This window comes from Desulfallas thermosapovorans DSM 6562 (assembly GCF_008124625.1).
Lineage (GTDB): Bacteria > Bacillota > Desulfotomaculia > Desulfotomaculales > Desulfallaceae > Sporotomaculum > Sporotomaculum thermosapovorans.
Map to the genome: position 1 here is coordinate 185,803 of NZ_VNHM01000002.1, position 25,754 is coordinate 211,556.

Genomic DNA, 25,754 nt, shown 5'->3' on the forward strand with positions numbered 1-25,754 from the left:
TACAACTAAACAAAGCTGGGTGGTGAAATATTGATAAAAAGCATGACCGGGTTCGGGCGTGGAGAAACGATTTCAGAAACATTAAAAATTAATATTGAAATGAAATCAGTAAATCATCGCTATTGTGAAATTGTTCCGCACATGCCCCGGTCCATGAATGTATTTGAAGACCGTATCAAGCGGGTGATACAGAAAAAAATTGCCCGCGGCAGGGTGGATTTATATATAAATGTGGCCAAATACGGTGCAGACAGGGTAACGGTAACGGTCGATGAGCATCTGGCCGCATCTTACCTCCTGGCGGTAAAGGAACTTAAAGACAAAATGACGTTGGCCGGGGAAGTGACTGTTAAAGAATTGCTGCAGTTGCCCGGTGTCTTTTTATTGGAAGAGTCCGAAGAAGATACCGAGCAGTGGTGGCCTGAGCTTGAAGCAACCCTTCAGCAGGCGCTGGCGGGTTTGATGGATATGCGTGTTAAAGAGGGACAGTTACTGGCTTCTGATATCAAAGAAAGGATCGGGCGCATAGCCGGGTTGGTCAATGAAATTGAGCAGCGTTCTCCGGTGGTTGTAGATGAATATCGCGCGCGGCTTAGCCAGCGACTGCATGATTTACTGGAGCCGGGGACAATGGATCCATCCCGGCTTGATGCCGAGGTTGTGCTGCTTGCCGAGCGATCCAGTATCACTGAAGAAATCGTGCGTTTGAAAAGTCATCTGAAGCAGTTGAGGGATTGTCTTGAACTTGCTACACCGGTGGGCAGGAAATTAGATTTTATATTGCAGGAGCTAAACCGGGAAATTAATACCATCGCCTCTAAATCATCTGACCTGGCTATCAACAGTATTGCTGTGGAAGTTAAAAGTGAACTGGAAAAAATAAGGGAGCAAGTACAGAATATCGAATGACAGGGGGATCATAAATGGAAATAAAACTAATTAATATTGGATTTGGCAATATTGTTTCGGCGAACCGGATTATTGCTATCGTCAGCCCCGAATCGGCACCGATAAAAAGAATTATTACCGAGGCCAGGGACAGGGGTATGCTGGTGGATGCCACTTACGGTCGCCGTACCAGGGCGGTTATCATCACAGATAGCGATCACATTATTCTCTCAGCGGTGCAGCCTGAAACGGTAGCTCACCGCCTGGTCAATAAGGACAGTACCGCGGGTAATGATGAGGATTGACGGGGAACAAGATGCATGAAAAGCAAAGGTAATTTAATAGTGATATCCGGCCCTTCCGGTTCCGGCAAGGGAACAGTATGCCAGGGTCTATTTAAAGAACTGGATAATTTACATCTCTCCATTTCGGCAACGACCAGAAAGCCTCGCGGCAACGAACAGCACGGCAAAGACTATTATTTTTTAAACCGGGAGCAATTTGAGTCGCTCATTGCCGGGGATCAACTACTGGAGTGGGCCAATGTATACGGGAATTATTACGGGACACCCAGGCAACCTGTGCTGGAGGCCATTGATGGTGGTTTGGATGTTATTTTGGAAATTGACGTCCAGGGCGCACTGCACGTTAAAAGTAAGTACCCCAATTGCGTACTTATCTTTTTAATCCCTCCGTCCCGGGCTGAACTGGCCAATCGTTTAAAAAACAGGGGTACGGACAGCAATGATGCCATTGAGCACCGGTTGCAGTGGGCGGAAAGTGAAATAAAAAAAGTGCGTGAGTATGACTATCTGGTGATCAATGATGATCTGGCCGCCGCTACCCGCAAGGTGTCGGCTATCATAATTGCGGAAAGGTGCCGTCCCGGGCTCTTTGATATTGACTTGCTTCTGCAAAAATACTAAAATGCCTGATAAACGGTTTATAAAAGAGACAGCATAGTATTAAATAAATAATATATTTCGGAGGTTTACACGCCTATGGCCATGAATAAACCTTCTCTGGATGATTTGATGGAAAAGGTGGACAGCCGGTACACTCTGGTGGTGATATCGGCTAAACGGGCTCGTCAAATAATGGAAATGGCTTTGCAACAAGAACAAAATGAGGAACCTGATGTGTTCGCTAAGCCTGTGTCGGCGGCACTGCATGAAGTTGTCCAGGGTAATATAACTTACCGGAGAACCAAGCAAGGTATTAAATAGCGGGGGTGCCCCATGCTTGCAGGAAAGTTTATTGTTATCGGAGTTACCGGTGGTATTGCCGCTTATCGTGCTCTGGACCTGGTGAGCAACCTGGTTAAGGTTGGTGCCGAAGTGCACGTAATTATGACCGCCGGAGCGCAGCAGTTTGTAAAACCCTTGACCTTTGAAGCCATATCGGGCCATCGCGTGCATGTTGACACCTTTGAAACACCACCGGGCTGGCGTTACCCGCATCTAGAGCTGGCCCGCCGGGCCGATATGGCAGTGATCGTGCCTGCCACCGCAAATATTTTAGCTAAACTAGCTTGTGGGATGGCTGATGATTTACTTACCACTACGGTGCTGGCCATGGATTGTCCCGTACTGGTTTGCCCGGCCATGAATGTTAACATGTACCGTAACCGGGCGGTGCAGGATAATTTAAGTCGCCTGCGTCATATGGGCGTTGTGGTGGTGGATCCGGCTGTGGGGCGTCAGGCCTGTGGAGATGAAGGACCGGGGCGGTTGGCCGATGTAGCGGTTATTTTTGAACGGGTTAAAGTCATGCTGACCGGGAAAAAAGACCTGGCCCAAAATACGGTATTGGTTACCGCAGGGGGTACCCGGGAGCCAATAGATCCGGTGAGGTATATCAGTAACCGCAGTTCCGGAAAAATGGGCTATGCACTGGCCGAAACAGCTGCCAAGAGGGGGGCGAAAGTGTACCTGGTCTCCGCTCCCACCAGCCTGGCGGTGCCCGCCGGGGTGCATGTAATTAACGTGGAAACGGCAGAACAAATGTACCGGGCGGTGATGGAGCTTTATCCCGGGGTGGATGTGGTGGTAAAAGCGGCCGCTGTGGCCGACTACCGTCCCCGGGTCACTGCAGCGCAAAAGATTAAAAAAAATGATGCGGGTATGGTGCTGGAGCTGGAAAAGAATACGGACATTTTAATGGAACTGGGCAAGCGAAAAAAACACCAACTGCTGGTGGGATTTGCCGCCGAAACCGAGGATTTAATAAAAAACGCCAGGGAAAAGATAAGCAAAAAGAACTTGGATCTGCTGGTGGCCAACGATGTTACCCGGCCAGGGGCCGGTTTCGGTAGTGACACCAATTTGGTTCACATATTGTATCCGGACGGTAAGGTGGAGAAACTGCCGCTTATGGATAAGCTGGCCCTAAGTGAAGTTATTTGGGATAAGGTGATTCGATTAAAAGAAGGTAAAAAATAGGCGCAGCAGATTAAATTGCTGCGTCGTATTATATTTTTTCCATTTCCAGGCGTAATTTTTGTAATAATTCGATCAGCTGATTTTTTTCTGTAACGTCTAAAACAGACACCAGCCGGCGGGAAAAATCTGCATGTATGGGAAGAATGTCGTCCAACAGGTTTGATGCTTTGTTGGTAAGCTTAACCCTGTACACGCGACGGTCTTTGGGGTCGGCTTCCCGCACCACCAGGCCGTCCCTTTCCATGCGGTCGATCAGGCCGGTGATGTTGGCCCTTGTTACCAGCATGCGCTCGCCCAGCTCGGACAGGGCCAGTCCCCGGTCGCCCGCCTGGCGTACCTGCATCATGGCATTGAATTTGGGCTGTGACAGCCCGAAACGGGCAAAATGCCTGCCCATTATATCTTCCAGTGTGTCATATGTTCTGGTAAGTTCAATAATGGTTCGGATAGCCAAATAGGCGTCGTTGGGCTTTTTGTTGGACAATGTAAATTACCTCCACATAAATTGTAAATAGCCATATGAGCTTCTGTCAACAAATAATATGGAAGGGAAGAATAAAAAGTGAGCATGATTTATAACAATGTTCTGGAGCTGGTGGGTCATACCCCGGTGGTCAGGCTGAATAAAGTGACCGACGGCTGCGACGCCCGAATCCTGGCCAAACTGGAAATGGTCAATCCCAGCGGCAGTGCCAAGGCCAGAGCGGCATTGGGTATGATTACCGCCGCCGAAAAAGCGGGCCTAATTCGGCCGGGTACGGTTATTATAGAGCCCACCAGTGGCAACCAGGGCATTGCACTGGCCATGGTAGGCGCAGTTAAGGGATACCGGGTGATTGTGGTGATGCCCGATTCAATGAGTATAGAAAGAAGACAACTGGCCCGTGCCTACGGGGCTGAAGTGGTGCTGACACCTGCTGCCCAGGATGTGGATGGAGCCGTGCAAAAGGCCAGAGAAATGGTGGCTCAAATACCCGGAGCCTGGATGCCCGACCAGTTTGCCAATCCTGATAACCCGGCTTTTCACGAGCATACCACGGCTACGGAAATATTGGAGCAGGTGGATGGTGAAATTGATGCTTATGTGGCCGGTGTGGGTACGGGCGGTACGCTGACCGGAGTGGCCCGGGTGTTAAAGAGAAAGTATCCCCATATTAGAGTATATGCTGTGGAACCTAAAAAGTCGGCTGTGCTGTCCGGGGGCAAACCGGGGAGACACGGTATTCAAGGCATCGGGGATGGTTTTGTGCCCGCCAATCTAGATCTGGCACTGGTGGATTCCCCCTTTACCGTATCCGATGAGGAAGCGTTTAACATGACCAAACGCTTGGCCAGGGAAGAAGGTATACTGGCGGGGTTATCCGGTGGCGCTGCTGTGCATGCCGCGGTGACCGTAGGCCGTGAACTGGGGCCCGGTAAAACCGTGCTCACCATTTTGCCGGATACCGGCGAACGGTACTTGAGTACCCCGGTATTCGAGGGTTGATGAAATAAAATAATCATTTATACATATATTAATGCGCTTAATTATAATCCGAGCGCATTTTTATGTTTTTATACACAATTTAACTATAGTGTCATAATATGTTTATAAAGCTGCCGGGTGATAAATATGCCGATTAATAAAATAAAGAAAATATTAAGGCGCCCTTTTTCACAAACAGATACGGCCACCATTAAAATTGGTGATGTGGTGTTATCCATGGCCCGTCAAGTATCCAATTCAGTGCCCCATGAATTTTCCGTATATGTTCCCCGGGTGGAAATCAGGCAGCGGTATTATCAGGATAATCAACTGAAATATGAAAAGGAAATGATTTTAAACAGCCTGACCATTGTTCATGCCCCCCAGCATCCACCGGCGGAAAGCGGGCGCCTGTTTGGGCCGTGCCAAAAAATGGATTGAGGGGCTGCATTACTATGGTCTATAATTAAAGTAAGCGGTTATAACTAGCAGCGGCTAAACGACTAGAGGGATATATGCAATGAGTAATCAATTATTTGCCGATGTACTGGTTGAGGTGCCTGTTTTTAAAAATGACCGCACCTATCAATACCGGGTACCTGAAAAACTGGAGGGCTTGGTTCAATTTGGCACCCGGGTGAGGGTTCCTTTTGGTAAACAAAAGGTGACGGGTTTTGTGGTGGGATTAAGTGCACGCAAAGCCGTGGCCCGGGTAAAGGAAATTATCGACCTGGTGGATGAAAGCTTAATATTTCGGGAAGATCAACTGTCCCTGGCCCAATGGCTGGCGGGTTATTACTTTTGTGGCACTGTAAAGGCCCTGCAAACAGTGGTTGCACCGGTGCTTAAAAAAACTACCCCACGGGCCGTGGCCAGGCTTTATAGCGCCGTGGATCCGGTCCAATTGCCTGCAGTTCGGGAGCAATTATCCCGGGCGCCTAAAAAAAAGGCGGCCATTGAAGCTGCGCTGGAGTGCCCCGGGCTGAACAAGCGGGAACTGGCGGCGGTGGCCGGTGTATCATTATCTGTGATCAACCAGTTGTGTGCAATGGGGTTGCTAAAGGTAAAAACAGATTCATCCATGCGGGACCCCTATGCACACTATAAAATTGTAGAACAGAACCCGGTAAGCTTAACCGGTGAGCAGAGCCGGGCCGTACGAGATGTTACCAGGGCCATACAGCAGGGCGGGCACCAGGTATTTTTGCTGCACGGTGTTACGGGCAGTGGTAAAACCGAGGTTTACCTGCGTTGTATCGAGCAGGTATTACGCACCGGCCGGCAGGCCATTACCCTGGTGCCCGAGATATCCCTAACCCCGCAAATGGTTCGGCTGTATAAGGCCCGTTTCGGCCGGGATGTGGCGGTGCTACACAGTCGCATGTCCGACGGCGAGAGATACGATGAATGGTCCCGTATAGAGAACGGTAGCGCGCCGGTGGTACTGGGGGTACGTTCGGCCATACTGGCACCGGTCCCCGATCCAGGACTAATCATTATTGACGAGGAGCACGAACCCTCTTACAAGCAGGATGAAGCGCCGCGGTACCATGCCCGGGCGGTGGCCCTCTACCGGGCGCGAAAGAGCAGGGGAGTATTAATGCTGGGTAGCGCCACCCCCTCTCTGGAATCATATTGCCGTGCTTTACCCGGCGGCAGTTACAAGTTAATTAATATGACCACGAGAATTAACGGCAAAAACATGCCCCGGGTACAACTGGTGGATATGCGGCGGGAAGTGCAGTCAGGTAATAGTGGTATATTTAGCCTGGCGCTATTGCAAAAAATGCGAGAGAAGCTGCATAATAATGAACAAACCATTATTTTTTTAAACCGGCGGGGTTTTAAAACTCTGGTGGTATGCCGGGAGTGCGGGATGGTGCTCAAATGTCCCCGCTGTGATATTTCCCTTACCTATCACGCCGACGGGCGACTGCGCTGTCACTATTGTAATTACCGTGTACAGGCACCCAAACGGTGTCCTGATTGCGGGGGTAATCAGTTGGGCTATTTTGGCACGGGCACCCAGCGGGTAGAAATGGAACTTGCGGCCGCCTTGCCAGAGGCCCGTATTTTGCGCATGGACGCCGATACCACCACCCGCAAGGGCTCCCATGAACAGATATTATCTGCTTTTGCCAGGGGTGAAGCGGATATATTGGTGGGAACACAAATGGTGGCCAAAGGGCTGGATTTACCCGGAGTGACTCTGGTGGGGGTAATTAATGCCGACAGTACACTGCACATGCCGGACTTTCGGGCCGGTGAGCGTACTTTTCAGCTGCTGGCCCAGGTGGCCGGGCGGGCGGGGCGGGGAGACAAGCCGGGCGAGGTGTTGATTCAAACATTTACGCCGGAGCATTATGCTGTACAGGCTGCCTCCAGGCATGATTACAGTGCTTTTTTTCAGCGGGAAGTTACCGTACGCAAGGACATGGGGTATCCCCCTTTTGCCAAAATGGTCAGATTGTTGGTACTGGGTAAAGATGACACTGCTGTGCAGCAAGCGGCGGATAAAATACGTCAACATTTGGATGGGTTTGTGACCAGGCTGAACGGGGAAAAAATACAGATAGTAGGACCGGCACCGGCGCCTTTGGCCCGGCTGAAGGAAGACTACAGGTGGCATATCATTCTTTGGAGTGCGGATTACCGTCAGTTACGCCTGGTTATGGAACAATTCTGGCAGGTAACCGGTGGTGTTGCGCCGGGCAAAGACTTGCGCCTGAGCATAGATGTGGATCCCATGCATATTATATAAAGAAATTTAACAGGGTTTGTAAAAAGGAGGCAGTTAAAGTTGGCAGTCTACAAGATAGTGGAGGTCGGGGACGATGTGTTAAGGGAAAAATCCGTTCGAGTAACCAAGTTTGGCCCCCACCTGGAAAAATTATTGGATAACATGCGAGATACCATGTATGCCAATCAGGGTGTGGGACTGGCCGCTCCGCAGATCGGGGTTTCCAAACGGGTAATTGTGGTTGATATTGGCGATGGTTTGGTAGAGTTTGTCAACCCGGTAATTGTGGAGTACGAGGGCACCCAAATTGACAGCGAAGGCTGCCTGAGTATTCCCGGTATGGTGGGTGAGGTTGCCCGGGCCGAACGGATCAAAGTTAAGGGTCAAAACCGGTATGGCAAAGAAATTGAGCTACCGGCCCGGGGTTACCTGGCCCGGGCCCTGCAGCATGAAATAGATCATTTGGACGGAATTTTATTTATTGACAAGGCAAAGAATTTAAAGAAGGTACAGTGATTAATGCTGTGGGGATGAAGGAGTTTTAGTAATATGCGTATTGTATTTATGGGTACGCCCGATTTTGCCGTACCGTCGCTGCAGGCACTGGTGCAGTACAACCATGAGGTTGTCGCTGTGGTTACCCAGCCCGACAAACCAGGCGGGCGGGGGAAAAAACTGCGCCCGTCGCCGGTTAAAAACGCAGCCCTGGCGGCGGGGCTGACAGTATATCAACCTCTAAAAGTGCGCGAGCCCGCCTTTGTTAAAGTGCTGCAAGATTTAATTCCGGATATCATCGTGGTAGCCGCTTTCGGGCAAATACTGCCTGCTGAAATTTTGTACTTGCCCCCGCACGGTTGTATTAATGTACATGCCTCGCTGCTACCTGCTTACCGGGGAGCCGCCCCCATTCACAGGGCCGTGATCAACGGTGAACAGCAAACCGGTGTAACCATTATGCAAATGGATACGGGACTGGATACCGGTGCCATGCTGCTGCAGGACCGGGTGCCCATTGGGCCTGATGATACCGTGGGGTTGGTGCATGACCGGTTGGCCGAACTGGGCGCTAAACTGGTAATTGAGGCTTTGGAGCTAATTGAAAGCGGCCGGGCGCAGCACGTGCCCCAGGATGACAGCCGTTCCAGCTATGCATCCATGCTGACCCGGTCTGATGAAATAATTCATTGGGAAAAGGACGCGGTAGCCATAAAAAACCAGGTCAGGGGCCTCAATCCCTGGCCGGGGGCATGCACCTCCCTGGGGGACAAGCTAATTAAAATATGGCGGGTATCCGTGGTCCGGGATTACCCGGCGGGTGATGTCGAACCGGGTCGGTTACTGGCGGCTGGCGGTAACCGGGGGATTTTAGTGCAAACCGGTGGCGGAGTGTTGAGTATTGATGAGTTGCAGCTGCAGGGTAAAAAAAGGATGAGTGCGGCCGATTTTTTGCGAGGACACCCGCTGGATGTTTCCAGCAAGCTGGGTGAAGGGCAGGCGAACGGGGATGAGGGCCGAGCATAAAATGGTACAGATTCACGAACGCAAACGTCTTTTTATCGGGTTGCTGCTGGTCAGTTTACTGGTGGTGGGTTTTCTGGCCCTGGCCATTTGGTACCTGATTTTTAATCCGGAGCGTTCGACGATTTATAAACTGGTGTTATTGGCCGTGGCCGTGGTGCTGGTAATTGTTATTTTGCTGGCCGGCTTCGGCCTGGCCGGCATAGTTTTAACAATTATCCGCGCCAAGCCCTTTGCATTATTACGGGGTCCCACCCGGGTGGCTATTAATACTTTTTTCCCCCTGGTGTTGATACTGGGCAGGTTGTTCAGGGTGGATATGGATCGGATTAAACGGTCTTTTATTGAAGTGAATAATAATTTGGTTCGGGCACTTAATACCAGTGCCTCACCGGAGCAACTGCTGCTGTTGGCCCCGCACTGCCTGCAAAGCAGCACCTGTGTACATAAAGTTACGGGCAATGTGGATAATTGCCGCCGTTGCGGCCAGTGCATGGTCGGCGATTTATTGCAACTGCGGGATCGTTACGGTATCCGGGTGGGGATGGCCACCGGGGGCACCCTGGCCCGCAAATACGTACGGGATTACCGTCCCAAGGCCATTGTGGCCATAGCCTGTGAGCGAGATTTAACCAGCGGTATTTTGGATGCCAACCCGGTGCCGGTGCTGGGCGTCACCAATTTAAGGCCCCACGGGCCGTGCCATGATACGCAGTTTTCTTTTCAACAGGTAGATGAAGCCATCCAATACTTTTTGCATAATGGAAGTGATGGTACTTGAAGCATAAAGCGAACACCCGGGAAGCCGCCCTGAAAGTGCTGTTGGCGGTGGATGAACGGGAAGCCTACGCCAATCTGGCCCTGGGGTCGGTACTGGATAAAACAAGCCCTGGTAAACTGGACCGGGCTTTTATTACAGAGCTGGTTTACGGTACGCTGCGCACTCAAAACACCCTGGACTGGGCGCTGGGTCACTTCCTGCGCCGACCGCTGGCCGGCCTTTCCACGGTGGTGCGGAATATATTACGTTTAGGTGCCTACCAGGTGATGTTTATGGACCGGGTGCCCGATTCCGCCGCTGTTAACGAGTCGGTTATCCTGGCTCGTCGATACGGCCATGAGGGTATTGTTAAATTTATCAACGGGGTGCTGCGTAATTTAGTGCGGGGCAAGGAGCGGTTAAACTACCCCGACCCCGGTAAAGACCCGGTGCAATATATAGCTTTGCGCCATTCCCACCCGGCCTGGCTGGTGCGCAAGTGGCTGGATGATTTTGGTTTTGAAGAAACAGAGGCCCTTTGTGTGGCCAACAACCAACCCGCACCCAACACCGTGCGGGTAAATACGTTAAAAACAAGTGCTACGGAGTTGATGGAGAGGCTTAAAACCCTGGGCGTGGAGGCCCAAAGGGGCCGGTACGCTGCTGATTGCTTGCACCTGCATGGTTTCGTATCCCTTGGTTCCCTGGCACCCTTTCAGGAAGGTCAACTCCAGGCCCAGGATGAAAGTTCCATACTGGTAGGCCAGGCCCTGCGCCCGTTGCCCGGTGCCCGGGTGTTGGATGTAGCCAGTGCTCCCGGTGGTAAAGCAACGCACCTGGCTCAATTAATGCAGAACCGGGGTGAAATAAAAGCCCTGGATGTACACAGGCATAAAATAAAACTTATTGAAGAAAACTGCCGTCGCTTGGGGGTGCAAATAGTACAGCCGGTTTTGGCCGATGCCCGGCAAATACCGGAGGAATACAGAGGGTGGGCCGATTATGTGCTGGTGGACGCACCCTGTTCCGGTTTGGGCGTGTTGCGCCGGCGACCGGACGCCAGATGGCGTAAGGATGAAGAGCAAATTAATAGTTTAACGGAACTGCAGGCGCAGATTTTGGAATCCGCTGCAGCGGCCTTAAAACCCGGCGGCGTGCTGGTATACAGTACCTGCACCATAACCCGGGAGGAAAACCTGGAGCAGGTGGAACGGTTCTTACTTAAGCATCCCGGTTATCGCCCGGAGTCCCTGGTTGAGTTTTTACCCGCCAGTCTTGATCATGGAAAAACTATGAGCCGGGGTTATTTGCAGATATTGCCGCACGTACATGGCCTGGATGGTTTTTTTATGGCCAGGCTGCGTAAAAGCGGTGCATAGCAGGATTTGTTTAAGAGAGTGTAGAAATAGCAAAACATGTTGACGGGGGATATTTTATGCCGGTCTTGCCCAATATTAAAGATTTGACTTTGGAGGAGTTGGAACGTGAAATAACAGCCCTTGGCATGCCCAAATTCAGGGCTGCCCAGGTAATTGACTGGATGCAACGCAAAGGGGCGAATTCCTTTGCGGATATGACCAATGTGCCCGGGGAAGTGCGGGAGAGGCTGGCTGGTAAATTTAGTCCCGGCGGGGTGACGGTGCTGGATAAAAAAAATTCCCGGAAGCAGGAAACCGTCAAATTCCTGCTGGAATTACAGGACGGTCAAGTTGTAGAGAGTGTATTAATGAAATATCACTATGGCTACACCGCCTGTCTTTCCACCCAGGTGGGCTGCCGTATGGGCTGCCGGTTGTGCGCCTCGGGCCTGGAGGGGCTCACCCGCAACCTTACACCGGGGGAACTGATCGACCAGATTTGGGCCATACAAAAGGCATCCGGCCGGCGCATCAGCCGTATTGTGTTAATGGGCTCGGGGGAGCCGCTGGATAATTATGAAGCCACGGTAAAGTTTATTGAGCTGGTTACCGCTTCTTACGGGTTGAATATCAGCCAGCGGCACGTTACTCTATCAACCTGCGGTATCGTACCGCGTATTTATGAACTAATGCATCTGCGCCTGGCCATAACCCTGGCGGTTTCCTTGCATGCCCCCAATAATGCATTGCGCAATCAACTGGTGCCCATTAACAAAGTCTACCCGCTGGAAAAGTTACTGCCGGCCTGTGGTGACTATGCCGAATACACGGGGCGGCGGGTGTCATTTGAATATGCTCTGCTGGGCGGTGTGAATGATACTTTGACCCATGCCAGGGAACTAGCCGGTATACTGCGCGGAATTCACTGTCATATTAATTTAATTCCGGCCAATCCGGTACCAGAACGGGGTATTAGCAGAAGCACTACCGGAGATGTGCATGCTTTCAAGGCAGTCTTGGAGAAAAAAGGATACCGGGTAACTGTACGCCGGGAAATGGGGTTGGACATTGATGCCGCGTGCGGGCAACTGCGCCGGCGGTTTGCGGCCGGTGAAAAAACCGTAACGAGGTGATCGACGGTGGGGTTTTTTTCGGAGCTGGAAGGGAACCTGGAAAAATATATTGAAGGTTTTTTTAAAGATAAATTCGGTGGTGGAGGCTTGCAGCCGGTGGATATTGCCAAAAAACTGGCCAGGGAAATGCGTGACCGGCGCCGGGTCGGCCTGAAGGATATTTATGTACCCAACCGGTTTGAAGTTATTCTGGGACCAAAGGATTACGCTGCGGTCAGCCCGCTTATGGACCGGTTGTCGGCGGAGATGGTGGACTATGTGAAGAATAAAGCGGTGGAGAAAAAGTATACCCTGCTGGGGGCAGTGGCGGTGTCCTTCATGGAACGGGAGCAATTGCCCCGGGGGCAAGTGGAAATAAACAGTTTTTTTGATGAGTGTGTAGAGGAAAAGCCGGAAACGGTGGAAGATACCATGCGCTTTACCCCGGTGCGGGGTGTGCCCGAACCGGAACGTAATGTAACTGTGCTGCTGGAAGTGGTGGAGGGTGCCCTGGCTGGTAAAAAGTTTGTATTGGAAGGTAACCAGGTTACCATCGGTCGCGGCGAAATTTGCGATATATGCTTACCGGACAACAGTATTTCCAGGCGTCATGCCGTCATAAACCGTACAGGCCGGCATTTTGTCATAAGGGACCGGTCCAGCACCAACGGCACATATGTCAACGGGGTGAAGGTGGCCCAAATAGAGCTAAGCCATGGCGATGTTGTAAAAATGGGTAATACGGTACTGATATTTAAGGTGGAATGATTTTTTTGGATATTGTTTTATTTGTATTACGCACTGCTTTTATCGTGCTGATCTACGTATTTATATTTATAGTTTTAATTCATTTAATTAAAGATCTACATAATACGGCAGAGCCCCGGGCTGGCAATACTGCGGCAATGAGAGAAGGCGGGGCTTACCGGGTGGCCGCTCCGGCAGGTATGGAAAGAAGCGGCCCGGGAGTGTTGGTGGTTGAATCCGCACCTGCTGAATATGACATGGAAGGTGTGGAGTTTGCCCTGTCCCGGGAGTTGAGACTGGGCCGGGGTCCGAATAATGAAGTGATTCTACCTGACCGGTTTGCTTCAAACAACCATGCCAGGTTGTTCAGCCGGGACGGGCAGTTCTGGCTTGAGGATTTGGGAAGCAAAAACGGCACTTATTTAAACGGTAAACCCCTTGCCGGACCCGCTGTGCTGGCCAATGGTGATCAAATAAGAATAGGAGAGATAATATTCAAGTTTGTGAGGTGGGGTTATGAGGTGGAGTCAGATCACCGAGTGCGGTCCGGTACGCCGAAGAAATGAAGATTGGCTTTGCGTGTGCCCTGATTTGGGTTTATTTGCCGTAGCGGACGGTATGGGGGGACATTTGGCCGGGGATGTTGCCAGCAGGCTGGCCCTGGGGGTATTGGAGGATTACCTGAGGGACCACCGGCATGATAATGCACCTTACCCGGACAAATTGGCAACAGGTATACAAAAAGCGAATGAAGTGGTTTATCTGGCTGCCAGCAAAGATGTGCAGCGACGGGGTATGGGTACAACAATTACCGCCTGCCTGGTGCAAGGCTATCATGCCACAGTGGCCAACGTGGGGGATAGCAGGGCGCTGCTGCTCCGGGAGGGTAATATCAATAAATTAACCGTTGATCACTCGCTGGTACAGGAGTTGATTGACGGTGGCGGCATATCTGAAAAGGAAGCACTGCAACACCCGCGGCGCAATGTTTTAACCAGAGCGCTGGGTGTCGGTCCACGGGTAAATGTGGATATTTATGAGTATAGCCTTGCCCGGGGCGACCGGATCCTTATCTGCACAGATGGATTAACCGGTTTTGTGCCGGAACAGCGGATTGGCGACCTGTTGCTAGTGTCTCCGGACCCACAGGAAGCTTTACATTTGCTCCTCAAAGAAGCCATAGCAGCGGGTAGTAACGACAATATTACAATCATTCTGCTGGCGGTGGATTAAATTGTACGGGCGAGGTAGAGAACGAAAATTACTGGCTGTGGCTTTCCTTTACACGTTCACCGGGGGAGCGGTTCTTTATCTAAAGGAACCCGGACCGGACGGGTTATGGGCCATGGCTGCCGCACTTGTAATATTTGCCGGTTTTATGCTGCTCAGTGTGTTGTGGCAGCACCGGAAGATTACATTTGACCAGTATATCACACCCATCATCAGTTTTCTGGCCGGTACCGGGGTGGTGTTCCTTTTCCGGCTGAACCCCGGATACGGGTACAGGCAATTATCCTGGGTGATTATCGGTATGGTTGCGTTATTTCTTACCACTACTCTACTGCGCTGTTACCGGGATTTGGCCGAATACAAGTACCTGGTGGCCCTGACCGGCATTTTGGCGCTCTTGCTGCCTGTATTTTTCGGCATTGAATTGGGCGGGGCCAAAAGTTGGCTGGATTTGGGCCTGTTCCACTTTCAACCTTCTGAATTTGTTAAGCTGTTATTGGTATTTTTCCTGGGTAGTTATTTAATGGAGAGTCGCATGCTGTGGCAGGCGGGTGAACAGAAAATCTACTTTTTACCCGGTGTTCAGCAATGGGGTCCCCTTTTGGGTATGTGGCTGACAGCGCTGCTGGTGTTGGTATTTCAAAAGGATCTGGGTACTGCGCTAATTTATTTTGGTACCTTTCTGGCCATGGTATATATGGCCACGGCCCGGTGGTTGTATATTCTACTGGGCGCGTTGATGTTTTTTTCCGGCGCGGCGGTGGCTTACACGGTGGTGAGCCATGTGCATACACGGGTGGCCATTTGGCTGGATCCCTGGGCCACAGCCCAGACTTCGGGCTACCAAATCATCCAATCCCTTTATGCCATTAACGACGGTGGCATTTTAGGCACCGGACTGGGAGCCGGATTTCCCGGGTTTATTCCGGCGGTGCACACCGACTTCATCTTTGCCGCCATTTGTGAGGAAGCCGGTTTACTGGGCGGCATCGGTATTATGGTGTTATTTATGCTGCTGGTATACCGTGGTTTTAAAATTGCCCTGGTGGCCCGGGATGAATATGCCGGGTTGATGGCTGCGGGTTTTACTACCATTTTGGGATTGCAAATATTTATTATCGTTGCCGGTGTGACCAAATTATTGCCCATGACAGGTATTACTTTACCATTTATCAGTTACGGAGGTAGTTCAATGGTGGCCAATTTTATTTTGGCCGGGATGCTGCTTAATATTTCCGGCGAGGCCGATTTGCCATGAAAAACAATGTGCGCAGGCTTGCCTATTTAATACTGGCGGGCCTCGGGGTAATTTGCGTGTATCTGGCCTTGATACCGCTCTATATTGATTATGTAGCCGGAAATAATACCGTACCGGCCGACCCGCGTATTGCCGCCCGGGAAAGTCAAATTAAAAGGGGAGATATCCTGGACAGGCGGGGCAATATATTGGCTTGCAGCGTGCCGGTGGAAAACGGCTACACCAGGGAATACCCGCTGGGCAGTGCGGCCGCGCATGTTGTCGGTTATAATTCGAGCAAATACGGTGCTGCGGGTATTGAAAAGAACATGGCCAAAGTTTTACTGGGACTTGAGGGCGGCAATGATATTTCCGCACTGCGTAACCGTATTTTGGGACACCCCGGTATGGGCAATGATGTTACCTTGACCATCGATGCCGAATTGCAAAAAAGTGCCAGTGATCTACTGGGCGGGCAAAAAGGGGCCATAGTGGTGTTGGACCCCACCACGGGGGAAGTACTGGCCATGGCCAGTTATCCAAATTATGACCCCGCTCAGGTGGCGGGTTACATGAACCAGCCCGATTCACCCATGTTAAACCGGGCTGCCCAGGGGGCATATCCTCCCGGTTCCGTATTCAAGGTGGTTACCGCGGCGGCTTTGCTCTCCGAATTACCTAAAATGGCCAGAGATAACATAGATTGTACCGGGCAATTAAAAGTAACCGGTTTTACATTAAGGGATAACGCGGTGCACGGTACAGTGGATTTTAGAAAGGCCTTTGCCCAATCCTGTAATGTAGCCTTTGGACGGTATGGCCTGGCTGTGGGTAACGAGCGGTTTGTCCGGCAGGCCGGGGCCTTTGGGATAGGTAAACAATTTGAATTCCCGCTGCCGGTATATAATGGGCATATAACACCGGCCGGTAAAATGGATGGCCCGAACCTGGCCTCCAGCGCCATCGGTCAGGGCGAACTATTGATCAGCCCGCTGCAGGCTGTCTTACTGGCCGCAGCAGTGGCCAACGACGGTATTATTATGAAGCCGTATTTAATTTCCAGTTATAGTAATGCAAAGGGCGGCCAAATTAACATGCAGCCCCGCCAGTGGCTTAAAGCTATGGAGCCGGAGGTGGCCGCCGCTTTAACCGAGGAGATGATTGCTGTGGTGAGGGAAGGTACCGGAAAAGCAGCGGCGCTGCCAGGCATAACCGTGGCCGGTAAAACTGGCTCGGCCGAAAACCCGCATGGTAGAAGTCATGCCTGGTTTGTGGGCTTTGCCCCGGCCCACCAGCCCCGGGTGGCGGTGGCGGTGCTGCTGGAAAACGCCGGATCGGGAGGAGCCGTGGCTGCACCAATAGCCCGGGAGGTTTTCAGGCGGGCGCTGGATTTACTGGATAGCTAAGTGCGCAGTGAGCCAGATGATTTTTGAGGAGAATTAATTATGATCGGCAAGATGCTGGGAAACAGATATGAGATACTGGAAAAACTGGGTGGCGGCGGCATGGCCATTGTTTATAAAAGCCGGGATACATTTTTAAACCGCTTTGTAACCATCAAGGTGTTGCGCCCGGAGTTTACCTCGGACGAGGATTTTATCAGGCGATTCAGGCGCGAAGCCCAGGCCGTGGCCAGTTTGTCCCATCCCAACATTGTAAACATTCATGATGTAGGTCAGGAAGATGGTATTCACTATCTGGTAATGGAGTATATCCAGGGAGATAATCTGAAGGCTATTATCCGGAAGAACGGGCAACTAAGACCAGAGCATGCGGTACGCATCGCCATACAGGTTTGCGAAGCTTTGGAGCATGCCCATGAAAATCATATCGTGCACCGGGACGTCAAACCCCATAATATATTGATTACAGATGACGGGCGGGCCAAACTTACTGATTTTGGTATTGCCATGGAAGCCACTTCGGCCACCATTACCCGCACTGATACTATTATGGGGTCGGTACATTATTTAAGCCCGGAGCAGGCCCGGGGTGAGACCGCCACCACCAAATCAGATATTTACGCTGTAGGCATTTTATTGTATGAAATGTTAACCGGTAAACAACCCTATAGCGGGGACAGCCCCATTGCCGTGGCCATAAAACATATCCAGGAAACTCCGCAGCCCGTTGATGAAGTAAACCCCGGCGTGCCCGCGGAACTGGCCGAAGTGGTTATGCGGGCCATGGAAAAACAGCCCGAAGACAGGTATAAAAGCGCGGCGGAGCTAGCTCGCTATTTGGAACTGGCCCTCGAGGACACCGGGCAGGCCACGGTGGTTATTCCCGCTGATGAACTGGTGGCCAAGGCGGCGTACGGCGCGGCAAAGAATAAAACCACCCCCGGAAAAACAACCCGGAAAGCCGGTGGTTTGACTACGCGGGTTTGGATTTTGGCAACGGTGGCGGTATTGATGGCGGGGATAGTAGCCGGCGGTATATATTATTTTTATAACATTATGAATGTTACTCCCATTAAGGTGCCCAGTGTCATCGGCATGACTAAAGAACAGGCCTATGAGGAACTAACGGCGCTGGGGCTAACGGTCAGTTTCAATGAAGTTTACGATGATGAAGAGAAGGGCAAAGTTATAGCCCAGAGCATTGGACCGGAAGATGCCGCGGTAAAACCGCCCCGTGAAGTTGTGCTTACGATAAGTAAGGGCCCGGAAATGTGTGAAGTGCCCGACCTGTTTAATGTAACGGATTACGAGGCGGAATATCGATTAAACGAAGCAGGTTTAAAGCTGGCCCGTCCCTACGATGAAATTTTTCACGACCAAGTGGCCAAGGGAAATGTAGTGGTGCAGTCTCCTGCAGCCGGGGAGTTGGTACCCAAGGGTTCCGAGGTTAAAATCACCATCAGCAAGGGTCCGGAACCCAAAAAACAACAGGTGCCCGATTTAACCCGTCATACACTGGATGAGGCCAGGGCTATTTTAGCTGAAATAAATTTAGTGTTAAATGAAGATGATATTCAACAAGAGTTTAAAGCAGGTTTTTACCCGGGGCAGATCATTAGACAAAACCCTGCGCCCGGTACCGAAGTTGAAGAAGGGACACTGGTCAGTGTTGTATTGCACAACGGTCCCGGACCGGTGGAGCGTACGGCCAGGGTTAAAATATCGGACGAAATACCCGGTGACGACCAGGAGCACCTGGTTGAAATAGTGGTGGAGGATGCCAGGGGGCGACAATTGCAATATGCTGATTCCCATAAGGCCGGCGAACGCATAAACGAGAAAATAACTTACGTGGGTAGTGGGGTGGTGCAGGTATATATCGACAAAGAGTTAATCTGGGAAGACGAATTATCATAGGGGGGCCTTTATGAACGGAGTTATAATAAAGGCCTATGGTGGTTTTTATTTCGTACAGATTGAGGACCGGGTTATAAAATGCGCCATTCGGGGGAAGATCCGCCGGCAGTGCGGGCAGGCGTTGGTTGGCGATCGGGTGAATGTAAAATTGTTAACAGATGCGGAGGGTGTTGTGGAGGAGATTTTGCCCCGCAGCACCCGGTTGACAAGACCTCCCGTGGCCAATGTGAACCAGTCGGTGATTGTATTTGCCATCAAAAACCCCGAGCCAAACCCGGCGCTTTTAGACCGGTTTCTGGTGCAATCCCTGGTGGCGGGCATTACACCGGTGATTTGCTTTAATAAAAAAGACCTGGCCGGTGGCATGGAGCCGGAAATATTAAAACAGTATCAAAAAACAGGCCACACCGTTCTTTGGGTCAGTGCCAGGACGGGTGCCCATATGGACGGTTTGCGTGATATTTTAAAAAACCGTATTACCGTTTTTGCCGGGCCATCCGGGGTGGGTAAGTCCAGTTTGCTGAATGCTCTGCAGCCCGGGTTGGAGCTGAAAACCGGTGATATCAGCACTAAATTGAAACGGGGCAAGCATACCACCAGACACGTAGAGTTAATTCCTCTGCATGATGGTGGTCTGGTTGCGGACACTCCGGGATTTTCCAGTATGCATTTGCCAGCCATGCGCCGGGAAGATTTGGCCGGGTATTTTAATGAGTTTGCTGTTTATGAAGGACGTTGCAGGTTTACGGGTTGCCTGCATCACCGGGAACCGGGCTGTGCGGTGAAAGAGGCTTTGGAGCAGGGAAAAATATCAGCGCTGCGTTACGGGCATTACCTTGAATTTTTAGCGGAAGTTATGGATGCGGAAAGGAGATATTAGTTTGATTAAAATTGCCCCGTCAATTTTGTCGGCTGATTTTGCTGTTCTGGGGGAGCAGGTGCGGGCTGTGGAGCAAGCCGGCGCCGAATTTTTACATATCGACGTGATGGACGGTCATTTTGTGCCCAACATAACCATCGGTTCCCTGGTGGTTAAGGCATTAAGGCCACTGTCCGGTCTTGTTTTTGATGTGCATTTGATGATTGACAATCCCGATCGCTATATTAATGATTTTGCCGCTGCCGGTGCCGATATTATTACTGTACATGTCGAGGCCTGCCCCCACTTGCACCGCACCATGCAAATGATTAAACAGGCGGGCAAAATGGCGGGTGTGGCCTTTAACCCGGCCACACCCGTCAATAATCTGGATTATGTTTTGCCCCTTATAGATCTGGTACTGGTGATGACAGTGAACCCGGGGTTCGGTGGACAAAAGTTTATACCGCAAATGCTACCCAAAATACAGCAAATAAGCCACTATTTAAAGGAAAATAAACCGGGTACATGGCTAGAGGTGGATGGTGGTGTAAATACGGATACCGCCTCCGATGTGGCCAGGGCGGGCGCTGGTGTACTGGTGGCCGGGTCGGCGGTATTCGGAGCTGTTGACCCGGCAGCGGCGGTGCGGGCATTAAGGGAAGCGGCCCGTGGTGGCAAGGAGTAATAAAAATTTTTATTTTCCATCTTAACTTAAAGGATAATTAAACAAATTGTCATATAATTAATGTTAAACAATTACCGGGAGTAGGTGTATATAAATGCAAAATGAAGGACAACTGGTGATCTTTGAGCTGGCAGAACAGCTATATGCCTTGCCGATACAGGAAACGCAGGAGATTATTCGCATGGCGGTAATAACCAGGGTTCCCAACACCAGTAGTTACGTTGAGGGGATTATCAACCTGCGAGGCAGTATTGTGCCCGTCATAAATTTGAATCGCCGGTTAGGGCTGCCAATAAAGGATTATGACGATTCCACCCGGATTATCGTAGTGGAGTATAACGGGCAAAAAGTGGGTATGATTGTGGATAATGTGCGGGAAGTGGGTAGATATACTGCGGATGAGGTGGAACCCCCGGTGGTTGATGGTGACAATGTAGACTATATTAGCGGTGTGGTTAAGAAGGGGGAAAACCTCTGGCTGTTATTGAATTTGGCCAAGGTAATGTAGTCATAGCCGGTGATCCGCTCATGGAAAGCCGGCTTTATTATATAAAAGGGGGGATTTTTATATGTTTGTAAGGGACTATATGAGCACCTCACCAATCACCATACCGGTAAACACACCTGTACTGGAAGCACTTAACATTATGCGCAACAAGAAAATACGGCAGTTGCCGGTGGTGGACCGCGGTAAACTAGTTGGCATTATTAGTGAACGTGAGTTGTTGACGGTATCCCCTTCTCCCGCTTCTACGCTGAGTATTTACGAAATGAACTATCTGTTGGCCAAGATGACTGTTAAGGATGTGCTGGTAAAAGACCCAATACACGTGCCATCATCATGTACCATTGAGGAGGCGGCGCTGCAAATGCGCCAGCATCGCATCCGCTGTCTGCTGGTGGTGGATGCTGGTGAGTTGGTGGGCATTATCACCCAGACGGACGTTTTTGATGCCCTTATCCGGACGTTTGGTTTACACCGGGCCGGAGTCAGGCTGGTTCTGGAAATGGATAACAAAGTGGGTGCCTTGGCCGATGTGCTTATGGTAGTTAAAGAACATGGATTAAATGTTCTGGGTGTGGCTTGCCGGGAGAAGGACGATGGTAAGGTGCATGTTATGCTCAGATTAAATGCCGCAAATGCCGATGAGCTGTTAAATGACTTGAACGGGCGTGGTATCAAGGTTATTTATAATAATTAGCATGTATATAAACTAAATTATGCCGCATTAAATATTTCTATATGCAGCAGTATATTAAAAAAAGGGGAAGAAAACTGATGCAGGAACATCGTTCGCACGTCTACCTGGCCAGATATATTACCATAGCGGTGGACATTGCCACCCGTATTGTACGGGGCGAATACCGTTTGGGTCAAAAGATTTTTGGCCGGTCCACACTGGCCGGTAAATACAACGTATCCCCCGAAACCATCAGGCGGGCCTTAACGTTACTACAGGAACGGGGTATCGTTGATGTCATGCCCGGGGTGGGTGTGGTGGTTAAATCAGATGCAGCCGCCCGTGAATACCTGGCGGATTATAATCAAAAAAAGGTACTGCTGGACATTCAAGAACGCTTAACAGAACTGCTTAAGGAAAGGGAAAAGTTAAACACTGAAATAGATCACCTTACCAACCAGCTTTTGGATTATACTTTTAAAATGGCCGGGCGGCTTCAAAAGCTGGAGGAAGTCACCGTTCCCCCACAATCGCCGCTGCTGGGTAAATCCATGGCCGAGGCGGATTTTAGGGCCCGTACCGGGGCCACCATACTGTCCATTTACCGCAACGGTCATGAAATGGTTTCCCCGGAAGCAAAAACCACCCTGCAGGCTGGAGATGTCCTGTTAATAGTGGGGACCCATGACTCGGCCAGAATGGTCTATCAGATGGTCACCGGTGAAGACACACCGGCAGAGACGCAGGATTTGCAAGGAGTCAATCTGTATCAAAACAGCGATGTATAATTTTTTTCATAATGGCAAATAATACTCCCAAATAACCAAGGGGGTATGTATATCATGGGGTTTAAAGACCTCGAAAAAAAAGCCCGGGATTATGAAAAGCCGGCCAACGCCGGCCGCAAAGAGCTGGAGGAGCCGCAACTAACCGCGGTGGAAGAGCAGGAAAACAAAAACCAATAAATTATTAAAGAACTCCCTTAGCTTAATCAGGTTAAGGGAGTTCTTTTAATAATGTTATCAACCATTGGGAGATGAATTATTACATTCCGGCGGCAATATATTTATGTCATCAATATTGCTATAATATAATGAAAATAAATTATATTTAGAAAATTCGGCCCAAGGGGGTGTAAATACTCTTATCTTTAAATGTGCCCCGATTAATGTCCCTCAAATGATTGATAATAGATTAAATAAATAAATGCTTAGGGAGGAATGTTTAATAATGCAACAAAAAAGAGTCGGCACCGGCCTAATTCCGCCAAAGGTTCAAAACTTCATGAACTGGGCAGCCGAAGATACTGAAGGCTTTTGGGGGCATGCTGCCGAAGAGGCCATGAGTGAAATCAAGTGGTTTAAAAAATGGGATAAAGCATTTAATTGGGAGTATCCAACTTTCCAGTGGTTTGTGGGTGGACAAACAAATATAAGCTACAACTGTCTTGATTATAATATTGAGAAGGGCCGGGCAGGCCGTGCGGCCATCGTGGCTGAATCCGGGGAAACGGGAGAGGTAAGAACCGTTACTTACGCGCAGCTGTTTGAATTGGTTAAACAATATACCAGGGCGCTGCGTGGTATGGGGGTTAAAAAGGGTGACCGGGTGGCCATATACATGCCCACCGGAATTGAATCGGTGGCCTCAATGCTGGCCTGTGCCCGGGTAGGTGCCATTCATGTGGTTATCTTTGCGGGCTTTTCCTCCAATGCCGTGGCTGATCGCCTGCAAATATCCGGGGCTAACTTTATTTTGGCTCAGGATGAGGGTTCCCGGCGGGGCAAACCGGTACCGTTAAAACCGATTGTCGACGAGGGTATTGCCAAATGCCCGCCTGAATTAATCAAAAAAGTGGTGGTGCTGAAAAAGAGCACCCAGCGGGATTATCCCATGGTGGCCGGACGGGATATTTTCTGGGAAGAATTTCTGGCCTTTGGGGAGGGGCAGAGTGATGCCTGCGAAATAATGGACTCCAACGATCCGCTGTTCTTACTTCCCACTTCGGGTACAACCGCCAAACCCAAAGTAACGGTGCAAAAACATGGCGGCTACCAGATTTATGTATACAGTATGGGCCAGTGGGTCTATGGTCTTAAAGAGAGCGATGTTTGGTTTTGTACCTCTGATATCGGCTGGATCGTTGGGCATAGTTACAATGTTTACGGTCCACTGTTGACGGGCTGTACCACAGTTCTCTATGAAGGAACCCCGGATTATCCCAATAAGGATATGTGGTGGTCCGTGGCCTCACGAAATAAAGCCACTGCGTTGTGGCTGTCTCCCACCGGTGTGCGGGGATTAATGCGCCTGGGTATCGATGAAGCTCGCAAACATGATCTTAGCTCTGTGCAGAGGATATTCTGCGCCGGTGAAACATTGAACCCGCCGGCCTGGTCCTGGCTGCAGGAGCAAGTATTTGAGAACAGGATTCCCGTGATGGATCACATGTGGCAGACCGAGACTTCCGGTCCCATTTTCGCCAACCCGTACGGGTTGGGTATACTGCCCATCAAGCCGGGTTCAGCGCATGTACCGGTACCCGGCGTGGTGGCCGAAGTGCTTGATGAGAAAGACGGCAAGCCTCTGCCACCCGGAGAAAAGGGCGTTGTGGTCATTAAGAAGCCTTTCCCGGGATTGGTTTCCACGTTATGGAACGATCCCGAGGGATACAAGATGAATTACTGGGAGCGCTTGCCCGCTACCTCCGGAAAATATCTTTGCGGTGACGCCGCCTATATGGATGAGGACGGGTACATTTTCTTTGCCGGCCGCTCCGACGAGGTAATCAAAATAGCTGCGCACCGTATCGGCACCGTAGAGGTGGAAAGCGCGCTGATATCTCACCCGGCGGTGGTGGAAGCCGGTGTATCCGGCGTGCCTGACGAACTGCGAGGTGAGGTGGCCTGCGCCTTTGTGGTGCTCAAACAGGGTTACGAACCTACCGAGGAAATGAGAAAAGAACTCATTGCCCACGTGCGCAATACTATGGGGGCCATCGTGGTTATGCGGGATATCCAGTTTGTGGGTTCGCTGCCCAAAACCCGCAGCGGTAAAATCATGCGCCGGGTGATGAAGACCCTCTGGATTGGTAAGGAACTTGGTGACTTGTCCACCATTGAGGAAGAAGCCTCTATTGCGGAAATTAAAGATGCCATTTCTAAGATGAAAGGTTAAGAACCGTCACAACTGGTCGCCGGTTAAAGGGCGAAACATATTAATAGTTGATTAGGCCAAAAGCCGCTGTTGTTACGGCGGCTTTTGTGATGCCAGCAAAGTACTCATTACGGAAACTGAAAGTATAGCCAGCTGAGTATGTATTTCAAGCTTAGGCAGAGACCCTGGCGTATCCGTGCTTTCGAAACCGGGTTATGGCCTGACAAAAGGGATAATTTTAATAAATCTGGATAAGATAAAAAAGCCGCCGGATGACAAAAGGTGGTTTTTTTTTGCGAAAAGTTTAGCCAGGCATAGTTTTTTGGGGAGGTTTTATATGAACGAATGTAATCTCTCTAATGCACAACAATTTAGAAAAGTTTTAACTACCATGGCGAATCGCATGTTGCGTAAAATGCTCAGGTTTATTAAAAAGCTTTTTATTTGCCTGCTCATGATATTCAGTCCCGTAATTATTTGGGTGATACTGTCTCTAAACAGAGAATTGATTGTGATTATGGCTAATTGGGAGTGGCTTTCCAGTGCACTGCCTAGCCTATTTGATACCCTGGGGGAGCACGTCAATACGCCGGAATTTGCCAGGGGGTTTAATGAGGCCGCGCTGGGTGGGTTGTTAACACTGTTCGGTGTAATTGTTACGGTTTGGTATTACCAGGTGATCAGGGTACAGGAGGTCACTGAAAAAAGGTTGTTTGTCATTGATGAACTGCTGGAGGAACTGAAAAAAAACCAGTCCATCGTCAATGACCTGGCAGCGGGTAATGGCGAAAAATATGATCACCTGCATAATGAAACCGGGAAAACCATTTTTTTCACTGAAGCATGGCACAAGCTGGGTGGTGATGTTGCCCTGCTACCAAGGCGGCTTCATTTGCGCCTCAGTGTGCTGTATGGCTGTCTCAACCGGTGTACCGACGTACAGGGTTACTGGAAAAGCAAAGCCGCCATTGACCGGATAAACGGCATGATTTCGGACTTACATAAGTATAGAGGCAGCTTGAGCAAGCCCGAAATATCTTAGGAATTTGGTCAA

28 protein-coding genes are annotated in these 25,754 nt (G+C 50.4%); 27 read left to right on the forward strand and 1 reads right to left on the reverse strand.

The features are described from left to right. The first annotated feature begins 30 nt into the window (after nt 1-30). The 5 genes from LX24_RS02755 (at nt 31) to coaBC (ending at nt 3,329) form a co-directional block, all read left to right on the forward strand. Nucleotides 31-909 (forward strand): YicC/YloC family endoribonuclease, encoded by an 879-nt coding sequence (locus LX24_RS02755; RefSeq protein WP_166510605.1) that lies wholly within the window; start codon nt 31-33, stop codon nt 907-909. 14 nt (nt 910-923) lie between these two features. Next, entirely contained in the window at nt 924-1,193 is a 270-nt protein-coding gene (remA, locus tag LX24_RS02760; RefSeq protein WP_166510606.1) for an extracellular matrix/biofilm regulator RemA, read from the forward strand. A 15-nt stretch (nt 1,194-1,208) separates the two neighbouring features. Further along, a complete protein-coding gene (gmk, locus tag LX24_RS02765; RefSeq protein WP_166510607.1) occupies nt 1,209-1,814 on the forward strand; it encodes a guanylate kinase in 606 nt (201 codons plus the stop codon). A gap of 81 nt (nt 1,815-1,895) precedes the next feature. After that, on the forward strand, nt 1,896-2,114 hold the full coding sequence (gene rpoZ, locus LX24_RS02770; RefSeq protein WP_166510709.1) for a DNA-directed RNA polymerase subunit omega: 219 nt from the start codon (nt 1,896-1,898) through the stop codon (nt 2,112-2,114). A gap of 12 nt (nt 2,115-2,126) precedes the next feature. Further along, the gene (coaBC, locus tag LX24_RS02775) at nt 2,127-3,329 is read left to right on the forward strand and encodes a bifunctional phosphopantothenoylcysteine decarboxylase/phosphopantothenate--cysteine ligase CoaBC (RefSeq protein ID WP_166510608.1); all 1,203 of its coding nucleotides are present in this window, start codon (nt 2,127-2,129) and stop codon (nt 3,327-3,329) included. 28 nt (nt 3,330-3,357) lie between these two features. Here coaBC and LX24_RS02780 read toward each other — a convergent pair whose 3' ends face one another. Then, nucleotides 3,358-3,813: a MarR family winged helix-turn-helix transcriptional regulator gene (locus LX24_RS02780; protein WP_166510609.1), complete on the reverse strand. Its 456-nt coding sequence runs from the start codon at nt 3,811-3,813 to the stop codon at nt 3,358-3,360. An 84-nt stretch (nt 3,814-3,897) separates the two neighbouring features. On the opposite strand from LX24_RS02780, the gene cysK reads away from it, so the two are divergent. The 22 genes from cysK to LX24_RS02885 all read left to right on the forward strand — a co-directional run bounded on the left by cysK (nt 3,898) and on the right by LX24_RS02885 (nt 25,742). Then, nucleotides 3,898-4,815: a cysteine synthase A gene (gene cysK, locus LX24_RS02785; protein WP_207706513.1), complete on the forward strand. Its 918-nt coding sequence runs from the start codon at nt 3,898-3,900 to the stop codon at nt 4,813-4,815. Between the two features lie 126 nt (nt 4,816-4,941). After that, nucleotides 4,942-5,235 carry a hypothetical protein gene (locus tag LX24_RS02790; RefSeq protein WP_166510611.1) on the forward strand — a complete coding sequence of 98 codons (294 nt, stop codon included), beginning with the start codon at nt 4,942-4,944 and terminating at the stop codon, nt 5,233-5,235. 79 nt (nt 5,236-5,314) lie between these two features. Further along, nucleotides 5,315-7,555 carry a primosomal protein N' gene (gene priA / locus LX24_RS02795; RefSeq protein ID WP_166510612.1) on the forward strand — a complete coding sequence of 747 codons (2,241 nt, stop codon included), beginning with the start codon at nt 5,315-5,317 and terminating at the stop codon, nt 7,553-7,555. A gap of 39 nt (nt 7,556-7,594) precedes the next feature. Further along, on the forward strand, nt 7,595-8,050 hold the full coding sequence (gene def, locus LX24_RS02800) for a peptide deformylase (protein WP_166510613.1): 456 nt from the start codon (nt 7,595-7,597) through the stop codon (nt 8,048-8,050). Between the two features lie 33 nt (nt 8,051-8,083). Continuing rightward, on the forward strand, nt 8,084-9,055 hold the full coding sequence (gene fmt / locus LX24_RS02805) for a methionyl-tRNA formyltransferase (RefSeq protein WP_166510614.1): 972 nt from the start codon (nt 8,084-8,086) through the stop codon (nt 9,053-9,055). Beyond that, entirely contained in the window at nt 9,039-9,833 is a 795-nt protein-coding gene (locus LX24_RS02810) for a DUF116 domain-containing protein (RefSeq protein WP_166510615.1), read from the forward strand. Before fmt ends, LX24_RS02810 begins: the two co-directional genes overlap by 17 nt. Next, nucleotides 9,830-11,191 carry a 16S rRNA (cytosine(967)-C(5))-methyltransferase RsmB gene (gene rsmB / locus LX24_RS02815; protein WP_166510616.1) on the forward strand — a complete coding sequence of 454 codons (1,362 nt, stop codon included), beginning with the start codon at nt 9,830-9,832 and terminating at the stop codon, nt 11,189-11,191. The genes LX24_RS02810 and rsmB overlap by 4 nt, the downstream gene beginning before the upstream one ends. A 56-nt stretch (nt 11,192-11,247) precedes the next feature. Further along, entirely contained in the window at nt 11,248-12,303 is a 1,056-nt protein-coding gene (rlmN, locus tag LX24_RS02820; RefSeq protein WP_166510617.1) for a dual-specificity RNA methyltransferase RlmN, read from the forward strand. Nucleotides 12,304-12,309: 6 nt separating this feature from the next. Next, nucleotides 12,310-13,050: an FhaA domain-containing protein gene (locus LX24_RS02825; protein ID WP_166510618.1), complete on the forward strand. Its 741-nt coding sequence runs from the start codon at nt 12,310-12,312 to the stop codon at nt 13,048-13,050. Nucleotides 13,051-13,055: 5 nt separating this feature from the next. After that, complete coding sequence (locus tag LX24_RS02830; protein ID WP_166510619.1) at nt 13,056-13,595, forward strand: FHA domain-containing protein; 540 nt, start codon at nt 13,056-13,058, stop codon at nt 13,593-13,595. Beyond that, on the forward strand, nt 13,546-14,262 hold the full coding sequence (locus tag LX24_RS02835) for a Stp1/IreP family PP2C-type Ser/Thr phosphatase (protein WP_166510620.1): 717 nt from the start codon (nt 13,546-13,548) through the stop codon (nt 14,260-14,262). Before LX24_RS02830 ends, LX24_RS02835 begins: the two co-directional genes overlap by 50 nt. Before the next feature lies 1 nt (nt 14,263). Then, complete coding sequence (locus LX24_RS02840) at nt 14,264-15,517, forward strand: FtsW/RodA/SpoVE family cell cycle protein (protein ID WP_166510621.1); 1,254 nt, start codon at nt 14,264-14,266, stop codon at nt 15,515-15,517. Further along, nucleotides 15,514-16,902, forward strand: a complete 1,389-nt coding sequence (locus tag LX24_RS02845; protein WP_166510622.1) for a peptidoglycan D,D-transpeptidase FtsI family protein — start codon at nt 15,514-15,516, stop codon at nt 16,900-16,902. Before LX24_RS02840 ends, LX24_RS02845 begins: the two co-directional genes overlap by 4 nt. Before the next feature lie 39 nt (nt 16,903-16,941). Next, nucleotides 16,942-18,816 carry a Stk1 family PASTA domain-containing Ser/Thr kinase gene (gene pknB, locus LX24_RS02850; RefSeq protein WP_166510623.1) on the forward strand — a complete coding sequence of 625 codons (1,875 nt, stop codon included), beginning with the start codon at nt 16,942-16,944 and terminating at the stop codon, nt 18,814-18,816. A gap of 10 nt (nt 18,817-18,826) precedes the next feature. Then, nucleotides 18,827-19,696, forward strand: coding sequence for a ribosome small subunit-dependent GTPase A (gene rsgA / locus LX24_RS02855; protein ID WP_166510624.1), 870 nt, complete (start codon nt 18,827-18,829; stop codon nt 19,694-19,696). Nucleotide 19,697: 1 nt separating this feature from the next. Beyond that, the gene (rpe, locus tag LX24_RS02860; protein WP_166510625.1) at nt 19,698-20,363 is read left to right on the forward strand and encodes a ribulose-phosphate 3-epimerase; all 666 of its coding nucleotides are present in this window, start codon (nt 19,698-19,700) and stop codon (nt 20,361-20,363) included. Between the two features lie 94 nt (nt 20,364-20,457). Beyond that, nucleotides 20,458-20,871: a chemotaxis protein CheW gene (locus LX24_RS02865; protein ID WP_166510626.1), complete on the forward strand. Its 414-nt coding sequence runs from the start codon at nt 20,458-20,460 to the stop codon at nt 20,869-20,871. Nucleotides 20,872-20,932: 61 nt separating this feature from the next. After that, nucleotides 20,933-21,565 (forward strand): CBS domain-containing protein, encoded by a 633-nt coding sequence (locus tag LX24_RS02870; RefSeq protein WP_166510627.1) that lies wholly within the window; start codon nt 20,933-20,935, stop codon nt 21,563-21,565. A gap of 77 nt (nt 21,566-21,642) precedes the next feature. Beyond that, complete coding sequence (locus LX24_RS02875) at nt 21,643-22,332, forward strand: GntR family transcriptional regulator (protein WP_166510628.1); 690 nt, start codon at nt 21,643-21,645, stop codon at nt 22,330-22,332. Between the two features lie 54 nt (nt 22,333-22,386). Then, nucleotides 22,387-22,509, forward strand: coding sequence for a hypothetical protein (locus tag LX24_RS15095; protein WP_279233167.1), 123 nt, complete (start codon nt 22,387-22,389; stop codon nt 22,507-22,509). A gap of 265 nt (nt 22,510-22,774) precedes the next feature. Further along, a complete protein-coding gene (locus LX24_RS02880; protein WP_166510629.1) occupies nt 22,775-24,721 on the forward strand; it encodes an acetate--CoA ligase in 1,947 nt (648 codons plus the stop codon). 316 nt (nt 24,722-25,037) lie between these two features. After that, a complete protein-coding gene (locus LX24_RS02885; protein ID WP_166510630.1) occupies nt 25,038-25,742 on the forward strand; it encodes a hypothetical protein in 705 nt (234 codons plus the stop codon). Nucleotides 25,743-25,754 lie beyond the last annotated feature (12 nt).

Coding starts and splice junctions, on each gene's coding strand:
- remA (WP_166510606.1), top strand. CDS start 924: ATGGAAATAAAACTAATTAATATTGGATTTGGCAATATTGTTTCGGCG.
- gmk (WP_166510607.1), top strand. CDS start 1,209: ATGAAAAGCAAAGGTAATTTAATAGTGATATCCGGCCCTTCCGGTTCC.
- rpoZ (WP_166510709.1), top strand. CDS start 1,896: ATGAATAAACCTTCTCTGGATGATTTGATGGAAAAGGTGGACAGCCGG.
- coaBC (WP_166510608.1), top strand. CDS start 2,127: ATGCTTGCAGGAAAGTTTATTGTTATCGGAGTTACCGGTGGTATTGCC.
- cysK (WP_207706513.1), top strand. CDS start 3,898: ATGATTTATAACAATGTTCTGGAGCTGGTGGGTCATACCCCGGTGGTC.
- LX24_RS02790 (WP_166510611.1), top strand. CDS start 4,942: ATGCCGATTAATAAAATAAAGAAAATATTAAGGCGCCCTTTTTCACAA.
- priA (WP_166510612.1), top strand. CDS start 5,315: ATGAGTAATCAATTATTTGCCGATGTACTGGTTGAGGTGCCTGTTTTT.
- fmt (WP_166510614.1), top strand. CDS start 8,084: ATGCGTATTGTATTTATGGGTACGCCCGATTTTGCCGTACCGTCGCTG.
- LX24_RS02810 (WP_166510615.1), top strand. CDS start 9,039: ATGAGGGCCGAGCATAAAATGGTACAGATTCACGAACGCAAACGTCTT.
- rlmN (WP_166510617.1), top strand. CDS start 11,248: ATGCCGGTCTTGCCCAATATTAAAGATTTGACTTTGGAGGAGTTGGAA.
- LX24_RS02835 (WP_166510620.1), top strand. CDS start 13,546: ATGAGGTGGAGTCAGATCACCGAGTGCGGTCCGGTACGCCGAAGAAAT.
- LX24_RS02845 (WP_166510622.1), top strand. CDS start 15,514: ATGAAAAACAATGTGCGCAGGCTTGCCTATTTAATACTGGCGGGCCTC.
- pknB (WP_166510623.1), top strand. CDS start 16,942: ATGATCGGCAAGATGCTGGGAAACAGATATGAGATACTGGAAAAACTG.
- rsgA (WP_166510624.1), top strand. CDS start 18,827: ATGAACGGAGTTATAATAAAGGCCTATGGTGGTTTTTATTTCGTACAG.
- LX24_RS02865 (WP_166510626.1), top strand. CDS start 20,458: ATGCAAAATGAAGGACAACTGGTGATCTTTGAGCTGGCAGAACAGCTA.
- LX24_RS02870 (WP_166510627.1), top strand. CDS start 20,933: ATGTTTGTAAGGGACTATATGAGCACCTCACCAATCACCATACCGGTA.
- LX24_RS02875 (WP_166510628.1), top strand. CDS start 21,643: ATGCAGGAACATCGTTCGCACGTCTACCTGGCCAGATATATTACCATA.
- LX24_RS15095 (WP_279233167.1), top strand. CDS start 22,387: ATGGGGTTTAAAGACCTCGAAAAAAAAGCCCGGGATTATGAAAAGCCG.
- LX24_RS02880 (WP_166510629.1), top strand. CDS start 22,775: ATGCAACAAAAAAGAGTCGGCACCGGCCTAATTCCGCCAAAGGTTCAA.
- LX24_RS02885 (WP_166510630.1), top strand. CDS start 25,038: ATGAACGAATGTAATCTCTCTAATGCACAACAATTTAGAAAAGTTTTA.